The organism is Streptomyces tagetis (assembly GCF_018069565.1).
In the GTDB taxonomy this organism is placed as follows: Bacteria; Actinomycetota; Actinomycetes; order Streptomycetales; family Streptomycetaceae; genus Streptomyces; species Streptomyces tagetis.
This window is the reverse complement of the sequence record NZ_JAGPNL010000001.1, coordinates 590,840-608,153: the sequence shown is the minus strand read 5'-3', so window position 1 is coordinate 608,153 and position 17,314 is coordinate 590,840. Positions and strand designations below refer to the sequence as shown.

General features: G+C 74.8%; 11 protein-coding genes. 8 read left to right on the top strand and 3 right to left on the bottom strand.

Translation table 11 applies throughout. From position 1 onward, the window contains the following. Positions 1 to 289: 289 nt before the first annotated feature. Positions 290 to 1,792 (bottom strand): cellulose-binding domain-containing protein, encoded by a 1,503-nt coding sequence (locus J5Y05_RS02575; RefSeq protein ID WP_210868085.1) that lies wholly within the window; start codon positions 1,790 to 1,792, stop codon positions 290 to 292. A gap of 163 nt (positions 1,793 to 1,955) precedes the next feature. Continuing rightward, a complete protein-coding gene (locus J5Y05_RS02570; RefSeq protein WP_210868084.1) occupies positions 1,956 to 3,275 on the bottom strand; it encodes a radical SAM protein in 1,320 nt (439 codons plus the stop codon). Positions 3,276 to 3,482: 207 nt separating this feature from the next. On the opposite strand from J5Y05_RS02570, the gene J5Y05_RS02565 reads away from it, so the two are divergent. From J5Y05_RS02565 to mmuM, 8 genes are all read left to right on the top strand, one after another. Further along, on the top strand, positions 3,483 to 4,736 hold the full coding sequence (locus J5Y05_RS02565; RefSeq protein WP_210868083.1) for a D-arabinono-1,4-lactone oxidase: 1,254 nt from the start codon (positions 3,483 to 3,485) through the stop codon (positions 4,734 to 4,736). Positions 4,737 to 5,092: 356 nt separating this feature from the next. Further along, positions 5,093 to 5,836, top strand: a complete 744-nt coding sequence (locus J5Y05_RS02560) for an FkbM family methyltransferase (RefSeq protein WP_210868082.1) — start codon at positions 5,093 to 5,095, stop codon at positions 5,834 to 5,836. A gap of 44 nt (positions 5,837 to 5,880) precedes the next feature. Continuing rightward, positions 5,881 to 6,651 carry an FkbM family methyltransferase gene (locus J5Y05_RS02555; protein ID WP_210868081.1) on the top strand — a complete coding sequence of 257 codons (771 nt, stop codon included), beginning with the start codon at positions 5,881 to 5,883 and terminating at the stop codon, positions 6,649 to 6,651. Then, on the top strand, positions 6,648 to 6,863 hold the full coding sequence (locus tag J5Y05_RS02550; RefSeq protein WP_210868080.1) for an MbtH family protein: 216 nt from the start codon (positions 6,648 to 6,650) through the stop codon (positions 6,861 to 6,863). Before J5Y05_RS02555 ends, J5Y05_RS02550 begins: the two co-directional genes overlap by 4 nt. A 98-nt stretch (positions 6,864 to 6,961) precedes the next feature. Beyond that, positions 6,962 to 9,160 (top strand): AMP-binding protein, encoded by a 2,199-nt coding sequence (locus tag J5Y05_RS02545; protein ID WP_210868079.1) that lies wholly within the window; start codon positions 6,962 to 6,964, stop codon positions 9,158 to 9,160. Further along, entirely contained in the window at positions 9,157 to 13,401 is a 4,245-nt protein-coding gene (locus J5Y05_RS02540) for a non-ribosomal peptide synthetase (RefSeq protein ID WP_210868078.1), read from the top strand. Before J5Y05_RS02545 ends, J5Y05_RS02540 begins: the two co-directional genes overlap by 4 nt. After that, a complete protein-coding gene (locus J5Y05_RS02535; RefSeq protein WP_210868077.1) occupies positions 13,398 to 14,816 on the top strand; it encodes a condensation domain-containing protein in 1,419 nt (472 codons plus the stop codon). Before J5Y05_RS02540 ends, J5Y05_RS02535 begins: the two co-directional genes overlap by 4 nt. A gap of 96 nt (positions 14,817 to 14,912) precedes the next feature. Continuing rightward, positions 14,913 to 15,818 (top strand): homocysteine S-methyltransferase, encoded by a 906-nt coding sequence (mmuM, locus tag J5Y05_RS02530; RefSeq protein ID WP_210868076.1) that lies wholly within the window; start codon positions 14,913 to 14,915, stop codon positions 15,816 to 15,818. A gap of 98 nt (positions 15,819 to 15,916) precedes the next feature. Here mmuM and J5Y05_RS02525 read toward each other — a convergent pair whose 3' ends face one another. After that, positions 15,917 to 17,311, bottom strand: coding sequence for an MFS transporter (locus tag J5Y05_RS02525; protein ID WP_210868075.1), 1,395 nt, complete (start codon positions 17,309 to 17,311; stop codon positions 15,917 to 15,919). Positions 17,312 to 17,314: the final 3 nt, after the last annotated feature.

The window sequence follows — 17,314 nt, the reverse complement described above, 5'->3', positions numbered from 1 at the left end:
GAACCGGACCGAGGGCAGAGCGGCGGACCGGCCCGGAGGCGGAACGGCGGACCAGCCCGGAGGCGGAACGGCGGACCGGACCGAGGGCAGAGCGACGGACCGGCCCGGAGGCGGAACGGCGGACCAGCCCGGAGGCGGAACGGCGGACCGGACCGAGGGCGGAACGGCGGACCGGCCCGGAGGCGGAACGGCGGACCGGACCGAAGGCGGAACGGCGGACCAGACCGAGGGCAGAGCGGCGGACCGGCCCGGAGGCAGAGCGGCAGACTGGCCCGCGGCAGACGGCCGGTCAGCCCGTCGCGCAGGCCCGGCCGTTGAGGGTGAAGCCGGGCGGCGGGGAGTTGGCGCCGTGCCAGGTGGCGACGAAGCCGAAGGCGATGCGCCCGCCGGCGGGGACGTCCTGGTTGTAGCTGGTGGCGCCGGCCGTGACCCGGTCGCCGTCCTGGGCGTGGACCGCGTCCCACATCTGGCCGATGCGCTGGCCGTCGGGGAAGGTCCAGGCGACGTCCCAGGAGTCGAGGGCCGTGTCGGAGGTGACGGTGACGGTGGCCTGGAAGCCGTCGGCCCACTGGTTGACGAGCTGGTAGCGCACGCGGCAGGCGGGCGGCGCGGTCATGCCGGGTGCCGGGGCCGGGTCGGGTGCGGCGTCGCGGGGGGTGGCGGTCGTCCGGGGCGCGGGCGCGGAGGGCGCGGAGGGCGGGGGCGGCGCGGCGCTGGTGGGCGGGTCGGGGGTCTCAGGCGCGGCCGTGGTGGCCTCCACGGGCGCCTCGCCCAGGTCGGGCGAGGTCCGGGCGACCGGGTCCGGCGGGGAGGGACGGGCGGCGGCCACGGCACGCCGGTCGTCGCCGTCCCGGGGCGCGGGGGTGCCGGGGTCGTCGCCGCCGAAGGGCCGCAGCGAGACGGCGAGCGCCGGCAGGGAGACCAGGACGGCCGTGGCGAGGAGCCCGGCGCGCACCCGGCGTGAGCGCCGGCGGTCGCCGTCCTCCCCCGGCGCGGGCAGGGCGGGGCCGGGACGGCGTTCGGCGGCGCGGCGGCGGCGTTCCACGTGGGCCCGGCCGCCCCAGCCGAGGACGCCGTCGGCGAGGGCGACGGGCAGCGCGGGGCCGGGCGGGCGCAGGCAGGCGGCGGCGTCCGCGCAGCCGGTGCAGTCGGCCAGGTGGCGGGCGAGGTCGTCGGGGACGTCGATGCCGGGCGTGCGGGTGACGGCGTCCAGCAGTCCGGTGTAGCGGCGGCAGCCGGGGGCGGGCGGGGCGTCGGCGTGGCCGCGCCGGCAGCGTTCCCTGAACAGCTCGCGCGCTTCGGCGAGTTCGTCGGATGCGGTGTCCGGGTCGAGGCCGAGGCGGCGGGCGACCACGGCCAGCGGCAGCGCCTCCACGTCGGCCAGCCACAGCAGTTCGGCGTCGGCGGGGCGCATGTCGCGCAGGGCGCGCAGCGCGAGGGGGCGTCCCTGGGGCGGTCCGGTGTACCGGGCGGCCTGCCGCGAGGCGAGCCATCGCCGTAATCCGGGGGCGAGTTCGTCGCCGCGTCCGGCGGCCTCCCAGTCGGCCGCGGTGGTGCGGACGGCGGTCAGCAGCAGCGGGGCGGCGGGCAGCCGGGGCGGGCGGCGGGCTGCCGGGTCGGTGCCGCCGGCGCGGATCTCGCGGGCGCCGCGCGCGAACGCCTCGGTGGCCAGCCGTCCGGCGGCGTCGGGGCCGGCGGCGCACAGGCCCGCGTAGGAGAGCACGGTGTCGCGGCAGACGGCCGGCAGCGCGGCCTCGGCGGCTTCCTGGGGGCGGCTCGGCAGGTCGGGCATCGGACTCCTGCGTCCACGGGACGAGGCCGGTGCACCGCACGGAGAAGGGTGCGGGGGGCCTCGCGGCAAGCGCCGAGCTTGCCATGTCCGCGGGGCGCCTGACAAGCGCCCCGCCCGTGCGCCGGCGGGCGGTGCCGGGACCGCCCGCGCGGCGCGTCCGCGGCTACGCCTCGACGGGTTCGTCCGCCGGCAGGCTGTCCATGAAGGAGCTGACGGAGAAGACCGCGCGGCCGGCGCCGGGCAGGCCGTAGCCGGGGGGCGAGGAGAGGCCGAAGTCGTCCATCGTGGCCCGGTACGCCTCCAGCAGCCGGATGTGGTACTCCAGCGGCGCTCCCTGCGGGTTGGCCTTGCCGAGCGGGGTGGTCGGCTCGGGGCACCAGGTGGTGAACCGGGGCGTGATGCCGTGCGACATGAAGAAGCGCAGGCCCTCGGTGGTGGACGCGATCGCCTCGTCGACCGTGGTGAACCCGAACGGCTCGGCCATCTCGACGCCGGCCACGAAGTTCGGGATGACGTTGCGGGCGCCGAAGACGTCGGCCGAGTCCAGGACGCGGCGGTGCCACTCGTCGCGCCCGACGTACCGCTCCTTGCCGGGGCAGTACAGCTCGAACAGGCGCCGGTCCCACACCTCGAAGTTGGGGTGGTAGATCTGCACGCCGTAGTCCTTGAAGCGCTGCACGTCCGGCTTGGGCAGGGCCTGCGCGACGACCTTGCCGATCCAGCGGCCGGGGAAGTGCTCCTCGATGGCCTTGGCGTACATGCCGTAGAAGTCGGCCTCGTCGCGTCCGCCGACGGTCTTGGTGATGGCGCCGCCGGTGAGCGTGTAGGCGGTGGACGTCTTCTGGGTGTCGTACCGGTCGATGATCTCCAGCGCCTCCAGCACCTCGTCGACGTCCTTGACGCCGGTGTAGGGCCGGCCGGCCGCCTTGTGCTGGCGCCAGTTGTGGTTGATGTCGCAGTACTGGCACTCCTCCTTGGCGCCGAAGTACTGGCAGACCCGGAAGACGGTCAGGTAGATCAGGTACCCCCACTGGATGGTCGGGGCGACCTCCATCACCGACTTCCCGTTGGCGAGGGTGTGCCGGTAGTACTCGGGCATCGGCGGCACGCCGACGTCGGCGATGCGCTTGCCGTCGAGGTAGAGGCCGAGCACGCCGTCCTCGTTCGCGGCGACCCGGTAGGGCGAGGACGGGTTCACCCGGACCGAGACGACGGTGCGCCGCAGGTCGTACGGGCCGCCGGTGAGGATGATCTCCTCGGGCGGGCGGCGCAGCGCGGCCTCGCCCAGCTCCGGCAGGGTGCCGTGGTCGAAGGAGAAGATGAAGTACGACTTCGGCTTGACCTCGCCGCCCTCGTTGTCGCTGAGCGCGGAGGAGTCGAAGGCCAACCCGCCGCGGAGCAGGTCCTCCTTGAAGACCGCCTCCCGCGGTACGTGCGGAAAGCGCTCCATCAGATCCTCGACCAGCGCGGTACGGCTGCCCATCCCGTGTCTCCTCCCGGCTCCTGCGTTCGACTTCTCACGGTATGCCCCCGCCGCCGCGTCCACCCGGGCGGGGGCCCTCACCCGCCCGGGGTAGGTTCGGCGAGGACTCCCGGTTCCGGACCGGCCGCCCGGTCCGGGCCGCCCCCGGTGTGCCGGGATTCCCCGGGGTTCCCCGGTCAACGGATCTTTTCAGGGAGGGGCGGCGCGATGACCGACACCGTGACCAACTGGGCGGGCAACATCACCTACTCGGCGAAGGAAGTGCACCGCCCGCACTCGCTCGGCGCGCTGCGGGCGCTGGTCGCCGAGAGCGCGCGCCTGCGGGTGCTGGGCAGCGGGCACTCCTTCAACGAGATCGCCGAACCGGGCGCCGGGGGCGTCCTGCTGTCGCTGGCCGGCCTGCCGCCGGAGACGGACGTCGACACGGCCGCCCGCACCGTACGGGTGGGCGGGGGCGTCCGCTACGCCGAGCTGGCCCGGACGGTCCACGCCCACGGGCTGGCGCTCGCCAACATGGCGTCCCTCCCGCACATCTCCGTCGCCGGGTCGGTGGCGACCGGCACGCACGGCTCCGGGGTGGGCAACGGCGGGCTGGCCTCGTCGGTGCGGGAGGTGGAGCTGGTCACGGCGGACGGCTCCGTACTCACCGTGCGGCGCGGGGAGGAACGCTTCGACGGGGCGGTCACCTCCCTGGGCGCGCTCGGGGTGGTGACCGCGCTCACCCTGGACCTGGAGCCGGCCTACGGGGTCGAGCAGCACGTCTTCACCGAGGTGCCGCTCGCCGGGATGGACGCGGCCGAGGTCGAGGCGGTGCTGTCGGCGGCGTACAGCGTGAGCCTGTTCACCGACTGGTCCCGGCCGGGCTTCCGGCAGGTGTGGTTCAAGCGGCGGACCGACCAGCCGCTGCCGCGGTTCCGCTGGGGCACGCCGGCCACCGAGACGATGCACCCGGTGCCGGGGATGCCCGGCGTCAACTGCACCCGCCAGTTCGGCGAGGCCGGGCCCTGGCACGAGCGCCTGCCGCACTTCCGCGCCGACTTCGTGCCCAGCAGCGGTGCCGAGTTGCAGTCGGAGTACCTGATGCCGCGCGCCCACGCCGTGGAGGCGCTGCACGCCCTGGACGCGATCGGGGAGAGCGTCGCGCCGGTGCTCCAGACCTGCGAGGTGCGCGCGGTGGCGGCCGACGCGCAGTGGCTGAGCCCGGCCCACGGGCGGGACACCCTCGCCGTGCACTTCACGTGGGTCGAGGACATGGCGGCGGTGCTGCCCGTGGTGCGGCGGGTGGAGGCGGCGCTCGACGCCTACGACGCCCGGCCGCACTGGGGGAAGGTCTTCACGACCCCGCCGTCGGTCCTGCGCGCGCGGTACCCCCGTCTGGACGACTTCCGGGCGCTGACGCGCGAGCTGGACCCGGCGGGCAAGTTCGCCAACGCCTTCGTCCGCGAGGTGCTGACGGGCTGACCGGCCCCGGCGTACCGACGGGCCGACGCGTTGCCGTACTGACGTATTGACGTACTGCCGTACTGCCGTACTGCCGTAACTGCCGTACTGCCGTACCGATGGGCACGTCCGGCCCGGATTCCGGCGGACGGCCGGGGACGAAGCGGGCGACCGGGGACGGAACACCCCCGGTCGTCAAGCGTTCATCCATTTAACGTCAAACTCCCGTTGCGATGCTTCCCTCGTTCGGACCGGGCCGTGGCGTCTCACCCCGCGCGGGCCGGGTCACCGCCCCGCTCGTGCCGGCGCGCGCGGGAAGGCCCGGCGGCGGGCGGGTCACCACGGCCGGCATCCGCCACCCCTGGGAGGTCTCCGGCATGCCGCCATACGAGCTGGTGAGTTTCGACGACGGGTTCCGCTTCTACACCCAGAGTCCGGCCGAAGCGCGTTTTCAGTACGAAGAGATGTTCGAGCACGGGTGCTACGCCCGGGTCACCCTTCCCGCCCGCCCCTTCGTCATCGACGCGGGGGCGAATGTCGGGCTGTTCTCCCTCTATGTGAAGCAGAGGAATCCGGACGCCGAGATCCTGGCCTTCGAGCCGATGCCGGAATCGCTGGGCGCGCTGCGGATGAACCTGGAACTGCACGGCCTGGAGGGTGTCACCGTGGAGAACTGCGCCCTGGGCTCGGCAGCCGAATCGGACGTCCCCTTCACCTACTATCCGGTCATCCCCGCCAATTCCACCCGCCATCCCGGCGAGAAAGAGCTACAGAAAAAGGTCCTGACTCCCACCCTCGGTCACGCCTTCACCACGATGATGCACGAAGGCACCGAGGTACGCGTCCCGGTGGAGCGGCTCTCCCGTTTCCTTGACGACCGGGACCACGTCGACCTCTTGAAGGTGGACGTCGAGGGGGCGGAACTCGACGTGCTCCTCGGGCTCGACCCGGACGACTGGCGGAAGATCGACCAAGTGGTCCTGGAGGTCCAGGACATGGAGGGACGGCTCGACGGCATCGCCTCCCTCCTGAGGGACCACGGGCTGCCTCCCGTCGTCGAGCCCGCCCCTTTGATGCCGGAGGAACTGCTCACCTACGTCGTGCACGCCACCCGCCCCTGACCCCGTCACCGGGCCGGTGTGCACCGCCTGAGAGGTGCTCGGACATGTCGGATTACGAGTTGGTGAGCTTCGCCAACGGGCTGAAGTGTTTCGCTCAGAGCCCGGACGAAGCACGCTTCCAGTACGAGGAGATATTCGAACTCGGCTGTTATGACAAGGTGGATCTCCCACCCCGCCCCTTCGTCGTCGACGTGGGCGCCAACATCGGCCTCTTCTCGGTCTTCGTGAAACAGAAATGGCCGGACGCCACCATCATGGCCTTCGAACCCATGCCGGAATCCCTGGAGATGCTGCGGAAGAACCTGGCACTGCACGGACTGGAGGATGTGCTGGTCGACGACCACGCACTGGGTTCCGTACGCGAGCCGGACGTGCCGTTCACCTACTATCCCCTGATCCCGGGGAACTCGACGCGCTACCCCGCCCAGAAGGAATTGCAGAAGACGGTGCTGACGCCCATCGAGGGGCGCGAGGTCGTGCAGGAGAAGCACACGGGCTACGAGCACCGCGTCCGGGTGGACCGCCTCTCCAGCTTCCTCGGCGGACAGCCGAGGGTGGACCTGCTGGAAGTGGACGTCGAGGGCGCCGAACTGGACGTGCTCCTGGGCATCGATCCCGCCGACTGGCCGAGGATCGACCAGGTGATCATGGAGGTGCAGGACCTCGACGGCCGGCTCGACACGATCCGCGCCCTCCTGGACCGCCAGGGCATGCGGTGCTCCGTCGACCTCTCCCCGCTCATCCCGCCCGACATCCGCACCTACGTCGTCCACGCGATCCGTACGCCCCGCGGCGAGGGCGGGACCCCGCGGTGAGCAACCCCTTCGACGACGAGGACGGCACCTTCACCGTCGTGGTCAACCACGAGAACCAGCACGCGCTGTGGCCCGCCGGCTGGGGTGACCTCCCGGCGGGCTGGACGAGGGTGCACGGGCCCGCGGACCGGCGGTCCTGCGTGGACCACGTCGACGCGCACTGGACGGACATGCGGCCGGCGAGCCCGGCGCGGACCCGGGACACCGACTGACGCGAGCGCGGCCACGGAGGCGGTGCGCGCCGCGGACGAGACGAGGCGGTGCCCGCTGTCCGAACGGCCGGCGCCTCAGTACGTGAGGAATGAGGACGATGCCGGACACTTCCACCCCCGAGGGTGTGACCTTGAGCGATGCCGTGCGCCGGTGGGGCGAGACGGCCCCGGAGCGCACCGCGCTCGTGTTCCTGGAGGACGGAGAGCACGAGAGCGCACGCATGACCTACGGCGAACTGCACCGTGCCGTGGTGCGGACCGCCGACCACCTGGCGGCCTCGGTCGGACCGGGCGGCCAGGCCGTCCTGTGCTTCCCGTCCGGTACGGAGTTCGTGGTGGCCTTCCTCGCCTGCCTGGCGGCGGGGATCGTCGCCGTACCGGTCTCGGTGCCCCAGGACGCGCGGCGGGCCGCCCGGCTGGACGGCGTCCTGGCGGACTGTGCCGCGTCGGCCCTCCTGACGGACGCGGAGACCGCCGGGCAGATGGGCCTGCGCCCCGGCGAACCCTTCCTCGGCCGGCCCTGGGCGACGGTGGACGCCGCCGACCCCGGAGAGAGGGGGCCGGTGGTGCCCGGGGGCCGGCGGACCGACGCCGCCGACACCGCGTTCCTCCAGTACACGTCCGGGTCGACGGGATCGCCCAAGGGCGTGGTGGTGACCCACGACAGCCTCGGGGACAACATCGCGCTGCTCAGGCGCCGGCTCTCGGTCGACGCCGACGCGGTCGTGGTGAGCTGGCTGCCGGTCTTCCACGACATGGGGCTGATCGGCGGCATCCTCACACCGGTGTCCACGGGCGCGACGACGGTGCTGATGCCGCCGTCGGCCTTCCTGCGTGATCCGCTGCGCTGGCTGCGGGCCGTCACGACGTACCGTTCGACGGCGACCATGGCGCCCAACTTCGGCTACGAGGTCTGCCTCCGGCGCGCGACCGTTCCCGGCGCCGACCTGTCGGGCATCGACCTCTCCTCGCTGGTGACGGCGGGGAACGGGGCCGAGCCGATCCGGGCGTCGACGATGGAGGACTTCGCCCGGTTCTTCCGCCCGATGGGCTTCCGGCGTTCGAGTTTCCACCCGGGCTACGGCCTGGCCGAAGCCACCTTGTACGTGTCCGGGCGCGACCTTGAGGGCGAGGCCGGTGTCGTGGTGGACGGGGGCCGGCTGCGGGAGGGCTTCGCGGTGCCGGCGGGCGCGGGCGAGCGGGGTGACGTGGTCGTCGACTGCGGGCCGCCGGGCGAGGGCCAGACCGTCGCCGTCGTGCACCCCGAGTCGGGCCGGGAGTGCCCCTCGGGCGAGGTCGGCGAGATCTGGGTGGCGGGCAGGAACGTCAGCCGCGGCTACTGGGACAGCGCCACCGGCGCCGTGGCCGACGCCACGGTCACGCTGCCCGGTCGTCCCGGGCTCGCCTTCCGCAGGACGGGCGACCTGGGCTTCCTCCACGAGGGCGGCCTGTACGTGACCGGACGGCTCAAGGACGTCATCGTGATCGGCGGGAGCAATCACTACCCGCAGGACGTCGAGGCGACGGTGGAACGGCTCGACGCGCTGCGGCCCCGGGGCGTCGCGGCGTTCCCGGTGGCCGGGAACGGCACGGAGGGCGTGGGGATCGCCGCCGAGGTGGTGGGCGGCCGGATCAACGGCGACCTGGACGCCGTCGCCCGCTCGATCGCCGAGGCCGTCTGGGACGCGCACGAGGTCGGCGTGAGCGAGGTGGCGCTCCTCAAACCGGGCCACCTGCCGAAGACCACCAGCGGGAAGGTGCGGCGCCGCCGGACGCGCGAACTGCTGGAGACGGGCGCGCTGAAGGAGGTCTACCGCTGGTCGGACGGGTTCGCCCGGTCCGGCGGGGGCCCGGCGGCGGAGCACGCGGGTGCCGCTCCCAACGGGGCGTCACCCGCCGGTGGTGCGGGCGGCGAGGCGGTCATGGAGGACCCCGGCCGACTGGCGGCGTCGCTGCTGTCCGGTTCCGCCGCCGAGGCGGAGCGGATCATGGTGGAGGTGATCCGGGCGCACATCGTCGCCGTCCTGGGGCTCGCCTCCGCCGACCTCGTCCCCGCCGACAGCCCGCCGCAGTCGGTGGGCCTGGACTCGCTCAACGCCCTGGAGCTGAGCGCGCGCCTGTCCTCGGCGGTGGGCTTCCCGGTCGGAGTGGAGTTGCTCAGGACCCACCGGACCCCCGCCGAACTCGGTCCGGTCCTCCTGCGCCGTGCGCTCGTGCGCTGGGCCACCAGCCCACCCGGGACCGGCTCCGCGGCACCGGTCACCGTCTCCGGCACGGAGCGAGGGGAGACATCGTGAACGTCGACGAACTGCTGCTGCGCGCCCTGCGCGCCGGGGTGACGCTCTCGGCCGGCCGGGACGGACTGACCGTCCGGGCCCCCGACGGGACCAGCGAGGAGCTGCGCTCCCTGCTCGCCGCCCACGAGGACGAACTCCTGGCCGCCGTGGGCGGCGCGGAGGCGCCGACGGCCGCTCCCCTCGTACCGGCGGCGGCTCGGGGCGACGACGGGAGCGGGCCGGACGCCTTCCCGCTGTCGAGCGGGCAGGAACGGCTCTGGCTGATCGAACAGCGGCTCGGCCCGAGCAGCCTGCACCACGTCCACCTCCGCCTGCGGTGGCGGGGGCGACTCGACCTCGGCGCCCTGCGGACCGCCGTGGGGACCCTGACCGCACGCCACCAGGCGCTGCGCACGGTGTTCCCGCCGCACGACCGCCTCCCTCGGGCCGTGGTGCGGCCGGTCACGGACCGGGAGGCGACCGACCTGGTCCGTCTCGATCTGCGCGGCCCCGGCCCGGCGCACGGTCGGGGCGCCGGCCCGGCGCACGGTCGGGGCGCCGGCCCGCCCGAGGAGGCCGCCGCCGCCTTCCTGGACGCGCAGCGCCGGACTCCGTTCGACCTGGCGTCCGGTCCGCTGACCCGGTGGGGCGTCGTCTCGTTCACCGCCGACGACCACGTGGTGGCCCTGACCCAGCACCACCTGATCACCGACGGCTGGTCGGTCACGCTGCTGCTGTCGCAGCTCGTCGAGGCGTACGGGGCGGCGGTGGACGGCCGGGAGCGGCCGGCGCCGCCGCCGTCCCCGGAGTACGCCGACCACGTGCGCTGGGAGCGGGCGCGGCGGGGCGAGGCCGGTCTCGCCGAGCGGGTGAGCTGGTGGACCGGGCACCTGGCCGGGGTGGCGCCGTTGCGCCTGCCCGCCGAGGGCGCGGCGGCGCCGCGGGCGGGGGACCACAGCGGCGCGACGGTGCCGTTACGGGTGCCGCCCGAGGTGACCGCCGGGCTGGAGCGGTGGGCACGGCGGCTGGGCACCACGCTCTACACGGTGCTGCTGGCGGCGTGGGCGGTGGTGCTGCACCGGGCCACCGGCCAGGAGGACTTCACCGTCGGCACCGTGACCAGTGGCCGGGACCGGGCCGAACTCCGGGGCGTGGCGGGCTTCTTCGCCAACACGGTGGTGCTGCGGTGCGATCTGTCCGGTGGCCCCGACGTGGGCGAGGTGGTGCGGCGGCTGCACGCGGAGACGACGGAGGCGTTCAACCACGAGGTGCCGTTCGGCGAGGTGGTGGCGGCCACGGGTGCGAGCGCGGCGGACGGTCTCACCCCGTTGTTCCGGGCGGCGTTCGTGTTCGAGAGCCTCCCGGCGGCCACGTACGGCGAGGCCGGTCCGGTGCCCGGCGTCGACGCGCTGGAGACCGAGGCGCGGGTCGACGGATCGGTCGACGGCACCGCGAAGTTCGACCTGTCGTTGGTCCTCGGCCGAGCGGGCGACGGTCTCGACGGGCTGGTGGAGTACGCGTCCGCGCGGTTCGGTCCGGATCTCGCCCTCTGGCTGTGCGGCCGACTGACCGCGCTGCTGGCCCTCATCGCGGACGAGCCGGCCGAGGACGGCGGCCCCGGCGTCCCGGCGGCCTGCTGCGACCGGCCGGCCGGGCACGAGGCGTTCTTCCGGGCGATGCTGGCGGACGTGACGGAGCCGTGCGCCCCCTACGGCCTGGTCGGCGCGCACGGCGACGGCACCGGGGAGGCCGTGGCACGGGCGGACCTCGACGCCGGGACCGCCGCCGCGGTCCGGGAAGAGGCCCGGCGGCTGGGCGTCGGCGCGGCGAGCGTCTTCCACCAGTCCTGGGCGCTGGTCGTGGCCCGGCTGACCGGCGCGGAGCGACCCGTCTTCGGCACGGTGGGGGACGGCGGCGGGCCGGCGGCAGGGCTGTCCGCCGTGCTGCCGGTACGGGTGGACGCGGCGTCGCTTTCCGTGGAGGAGGGGGTGCTCACCACCCACCGGACGCTGGCCGGCCTGGGCCGGCACGGCCACGTCCCCCCGGCGCTCGCCCGGCGGTGCGGCGCGCTCCCGCCGGGAACCCCGCTGTTCACCAGCGTGCTCGCCTACCGGCACGGCGCCCTCGGGAGCGCGGAGCAGGCGCTCTCCGGGGAGCACGCCGGTACGTTCCGGGCCGGTGACGCCGGGGCGGACGCCGGCCCCTGGCTGACGGCCTCGGTGGACGACCTCGGCGACCGGTTCACCCTGACCGTCCGCACCCGGGTGCCGGTCGACGCGGAACAGGTCCGCGAGCTGCTGGCCACGGCGGTCCGGGAGGTGGCCTCGGCCTCGGCGCGGACCCCGCACCGGGCCCTGCGGGACCTGGACGTGCTGCCCGCGGCGCAACGCCGCCGGGTGGTCGAGGAGTTCAACGCCACCCGCCGCCCGCTCCCCGCCGGGGCGCTGGTGCACGAGCTGTTCCGGGAGACGGCCGCCCGGACCCCGCACGCCGTCGCCCTCGTCCACGGGGCACGTGTGCTGACGTACGGCCGGCTCGACGCGCTGGGCAACCGGATCGCCCACCGGCTGCGCGCCGCCGGTGTCGGCCCCGACGTCCGGGTCGGTGTCTGCGCCGGCCGGAGCCCGGAACTGGTCGCCGGGGTCCTCGGCGTCCTCAAGGCCGGCGGGGCCTACGTCCCCCTGGACCCGTCCTCTCCCGTCGCGCGCCTCGCCCACCTGCTCACCGACAGCGCACCGGCGGTGGTCCTCGCCCACGGCACCGGCACGACCGCCGTCCGGGACGCCACGCGGCAGGCGGGCACCGAGGCGCCGGTACTGGCGCTGGACGGCCTCCTGGACGGCGCGTTCGACGACCGGCCCGCCACCGCTCCGGCCCCCACCGGCGTCACGGAGCGGAACGCGGCGTACGTGATCTACACGTCCGGGTCGACCGGAACGCCCAAGGGCGTGGTCGTCGAGCACCGCAATGTGGTCGCGCTGGCGCGGGGCAACGGCTTCCTGACGGTCACCCCGGACGACCGGGTGGCGTTCGCCGCGAACCCGTCCTTCGACGCGACGACGTTCGAGGTGTGGGGGGCGCTGCTGCACGGCGCCCGGCTCGTGGTCGTCGACGAGGGCGACCTCCTGGACGCGGCCCGGTTCCAGACGGTGCTGACCTCGGCGGGGGTGAGCGTGATGTGGCTGACGGTGGGCCTGTTCAACCGCCACTGGAAGGCGCTGGGCGAGGCGTTTCGCGGCCTGCGGTGCCTGATCGTGGGAGGGGACGCGCTCGACCCGGTACCGGTGGCGGGCGTGCTGCGCGAGCATCCGCCGGGCCGCCTGTTCAACGGCTACGGGCCGACGGAGACCACGACGTTCGCGGCGGTCCACGCGGTCGAGGAGGCGGGACCCGCCGGGGTTCCCATCGGCCGGCCGATCGGCAACACCCGCGTGTACGTCCTCGACGCCTCGGGCCGGCCGGCACCCGTGGGCGTGACGGGCGAGCTGTACGTGGGCGGGGCCGGGGTCTCCCGCGGCTACCTGGGCCGTCCCGGGCAGACCGCGGCGCGGTTCGTCCCCGATCCGTTCGCCACCGGCGCCGACGCCGGGGGGCGTCTCTACCGCACCGGTGACCTGGGGCGGTGGCGGCCCGACGGAACCATCGAGTTCGCCGGGCGCGACGACTTCCAGGTCAAGGTACGCGGCTTCCGGGTCGAGCCGGGCGAGATCGAGGCCCGGCTGCGGGAGCACCCCGGCGTCGGCGAGGCGGCGGTGATCGCGCGGCGGGACCCGGAGCCGGGCGGGCACTCCGCCGGGGAGAGCCGGCTGGTGGCCTACTACGTCCCCGCCGGCACCGCTGCGGCGGACGCCACCGCCCTGCGCGAGCATCTGGCCCGCGTCCTGCCCGGGTACATGGTCCCGGCCGCGTTCGTGGAGCTGGACGCGCTGCCGCTGACGCCGAACGGCAAGCTCGACCGGCCGGCACTGCCCGGTCCCGGGACCGGGGACCTCGCGGTCACCGGCTACCAGGCCCCCGTCGGCCCGCTGGAGGAGACCCTCGCGAAGGTGTGGGCGCAGGTGCTCGGAGTGGACCGGGTCGGACGGCACGACGACTTCTTCGCCCTGGGCGGGCACTCCCTGCTGGCCGTGCGGCTGGTGGACCGCCTCCGGGAAGAGGGCCTGGAGTGCGACGTGCGCGCGATGTTCGAGACACCGACCGTAGCCGGTCTCGCCGCCCTCGTGGCCGAGAACGCCGCGTCCACAGGAGGGAACCCGAGGTGAGCGTCAGCGAACCGGAGACGCCGACCGGGACCGCCGGGTCCGGTCCCCACGCGCTGACCTGGGGTCAGAAGGGCATCTACGAACACCTGCGCTGCAACGGCTACGCCATGTACGGCGCGCTCGTACCGTCGCTGTGGCACCTGCCGGAGCCGTGCGACGCGGAGACGGTCCGGTCGGTGCTGGATCTCCTGGTCCGCCGTCACGAGTGCCTGCGGACGGTGTACCTGGGCCCGTCGGGGGCGCCGGCCGACCCCTCGGTCCCCACGCGCGAGGTGGTGCAGCGTGTCGAGGCGCCGCGGCCGGTGCCGGTCTCGGTGGTGCGCTGCCCCGTGGACCGGGTCGACGCCCGCCTGGAGGAGCTGGTGACCGGCCTCGCGGAGACGTACGTGTTCGACCCGGCCGAGCCCTCGGCGATGAGCGCGGTCCTCGTCGAGACCGACGACGGCGTCAGGGCCGCGGCGGTCGGCATCTCCCACATGGCGGTGGACGGGGTGGGCGAGAAGATCCTGGAACGGGAGTTCCGGCACTGCCTGCGGCTCGCCCGCGCGGGCCGCCCGATGGAGGAGGACCTGCCGCTCGTACGCCACCCCCGTGAACTGCTGACCGACGAGGCCGACGCGTCGGCGCTGCGGCGCGGCGAGACGACGCGGCGGTACTTCCGGACCGTCCTGCGGCAGACACCGCGGGCCTTCCTGACCACCGGGCGGCCCCGCTCCGAACTGGACGCCTCGCAGGTCACCGCGGCCTCGTGGTCGCTGCGCGCGAGCCTCGACCGGCTCGCCGAGGCCGGCCACCTGCCCGCCCAGACCGCCCTGCTGACGCTGGTGATGGCGCTCGTGGCCGCTCGGGCCGGAGAGCGCCGCTCCCTGTTCCGGGTGCTGTTCGAGCGTCGGCACTGGTTCCCCCGGGGCGAGTCCTACGTGGCCCCGCAGACCCTCGCCGCGCTGGTGCACCTGGAGACACCGGCCGCCGGCACCGTGCTCGACCTGCTCCGGCGCGGTCGCGCGGCGGCCATGGCCGGGTACGTCCAGGCCGACTACGACACCTGCGACCTCGTCGACCTCCAGGACGAGTGCGCCGAGAGGATCGGCGCGGACACCGACGGCTTCGCCATGTTCAACTGCGGGATTCCGCCGGCCGGGACGGCCTCGGCGGCCGTCGACGCGTCCCGGCCGACCGAGGTCCTCGTGGACCGGCGCGGCGACGTCAACCTGGACATGCAGTTCGCCTTCGCCTGCGGCTGGGACGTGGTGCCCGGCGCCGTCGGCGTCGACATCCGCCAGAACGACCGCCTCGTCGGCTCGAACGCGGCGGCGTTCCTGCGGCGCCTGGAGCGGTTCGCCGCGTGCGCCGCCGAGGACCCGGGGGCCCCGCTCGACCGGGCCCTGCGGGCGACCGCGACGGAGGGGGCGTGAGGGCCGCGGTCGAGCCGTGTCGTGCGTGGGGCGCCGACGGTGCGGGGGCGGCCGGACCATCCTCGGCGCCCGGCCGTCCGGGTTACCGTCGAGGGCATGAGCAGCGACTTCGCCGACGCCCTCGCCGGGGGCCCGCTGGTGCTCGACGGGGGCCTGGCCACCCGGCTGGAGGCCGACGGGTACGACCTGGACGACGCGCTGTGGTCGGCGCGGCTGCTCGCGGAGCGGCCGGAGGCCGTCGTCGCGGCGCACCTCGCCTTCTACGAGGCCGGGGCCGACGTGGCGGTCACCGCGAGCTACCAGGCCACCTTCGAGGGCTTCGCCCGGCGCGGCATCGGCCGGGAGCGGGCGGCGGGGCTGCTGGCCCGCGCCGTGGAGCTGGCCCGGGAGGCGGCCCGCCGGGCGCGCGCGGGGCGCCGGCTGTGGGTGGCGGCGTCGGCGGGACCGTACGGGGCGATGCTCGCGGACGGGTCGGAGTACCGGGGCCGCTACGGCCTCGGCGTCGACGCGCTGGAGCGCTTCCACCGGCCCCGGCTGGAGGTGCTGGCCGCCGCCCGGCCCGATGTCCTCGCGCTGGAGACGGTGCCCGACGCCGACGAGGCCGCCGCCCTGCTGCGCGCGGTGCGCGGTCTGGGCGTGCCGGCCTGGCTGTCGTACTCGGTGGCGGGCGGGCTGACCCGCGCCGGGCAGCCGCTGGAGGACGCCTTCGCCCTCGCCGCCGACGTGGACGAGGTGGTGGCGGTGGGCGTGAACTGCTGCGCCCCCGGGGAGGTGGCCGGTGCCGTCGCCACGGCGGCCCGGGTGACCGGCAAGCCGGTGGTGGCCTACCCGAACAGCGGGGAGTCCTGGGGCGCGGGCGGCTGGTCCGGGCCGTCGGTCTTCGACGCCGGGCGGGTACGGGGCTGGCGGGAGGCGGGGGCGCGGCTGATCGGCGGGTGCTGCCGGGTGGGTCCCGGGGAGATCGCCGGGGTGGCCGGTGCCCTGGCCGGGCCGGACGCCTGACCGCGCGGCCCGGGACCACCCCGTCCGCGGGCTCCGGCCCCGTCCCGCGAGGGCGCCCCGTCCCGCGAGGGCGCCGCGGGACGGGGCCGGAGCCTCGGTCAGTCGCCGGTGGCGGCGCTCCGCGTGGCCGGTACGGGAGGCTCGGTGGCCGCGGTGGGCAGGGGTGCCCAGGGCCTGCGCGGCACCAGGACCGTCAGGGCGGCGGCCACCACCGCCGGGATGGCGAAGGCGTAGAAGACCCAGTTGTCCCCGAGGGAGCCGGTCTCGACCTTGGTGAGGACGTAACCGCCGTACGTGGGGCCGATGATGCCGCCGATCCGGCCGACGCCGAGGGCCCAGCCGAGGGCGGTCGCGCGGGCCGTCGGCGGGTAGAGGCCGCCGACGAAGGCGTTGACCAGGGTCTGCGTGTTGGAGCCGAAGCCGGCGAGGGCGCCCACCATGAGCAGCGGGAGCGTCGACGGCTTGGTGATGAAGAGGCAGACGGCGACGGCCGCGAGGCAGAAGGAGCAGGCGATGACGAGCTTCTCCCCCAGCCTGTCGGCGAGCGCGCCCGCGATGATCACGCCCGCGACGGCGCCGATGTTGAAGACCAGCAGGAAGGTGAGCGCCGATCCCATCGAGTAGCCGGCGCCGCGCATGAACTGCGGGAGCCAGGTGTTGAGGCCGTAGACGAGCAGGAGGCCGATGATGGAGATCGCCCACACCAGGAGGGTCATCACCAGGCGCTGACCCCCGACGAGGGTGCGGAGGATGTCGAGCACGCCGGCCGCCTTGCCGGGGGCGGCGGAAGCGGCGGGCGCGGCCGGTGCCGTCTCCCCTCCCGGTCCGGGCACCCCGGGGCCGGGGACGCCGAACCGGCGGGCGTACATGGCGGCTTCGTCGAGGCGGCCCTTGGCGGTCAGGTAGGCGATCGACTCGGGGAGCATGCGCAGCGCCAGCGGGAGCACGATGAAGAGCGGGGCCACGCCGACCACGAACATGGCGCGGAAGCCGGCCACCGGCAGCAGCCACAGGGCGAGGAGCGCGGCGAGGACGCCGCCGACCGAGTAGCCGGAGAACATCAGGGAGTTGTTGAGCTGGCGGCGGCCCTCCGGGGAGTACTCCATCGTCAGGGCGATGGCGGTGGGGACGACGCCGCCGAGGCCGAGCCCGGTGATGAAGCGCAGCAGCATGAAGACGCCCGGGTCGGGTGCCAGGGCGGTGATCGGCATGGCGACCGAGAACCAGATCAGGCAGCCGATCATGACCTTGCGGCGCCCGAGGACGTCGGTGATGGTGCCGACGCCGAGCGCGCCGATCAGCATGCCGACGAGGGTGAGGCTGCCGATGTGGCCGACCTCGGAGGGGGTGAGGTCCCACTCCTTGTAGGCGAGCAGGTCGGGGACGATCGTCCCGTAGACGATCAGGTCGTAGCCGTCGAAGATGACGGTGAGACAGCAGATGAGCAGGACCCAGTGGGTGCTGCGTCTCGCGGTGGTTCCGGGTGCGGACATCGA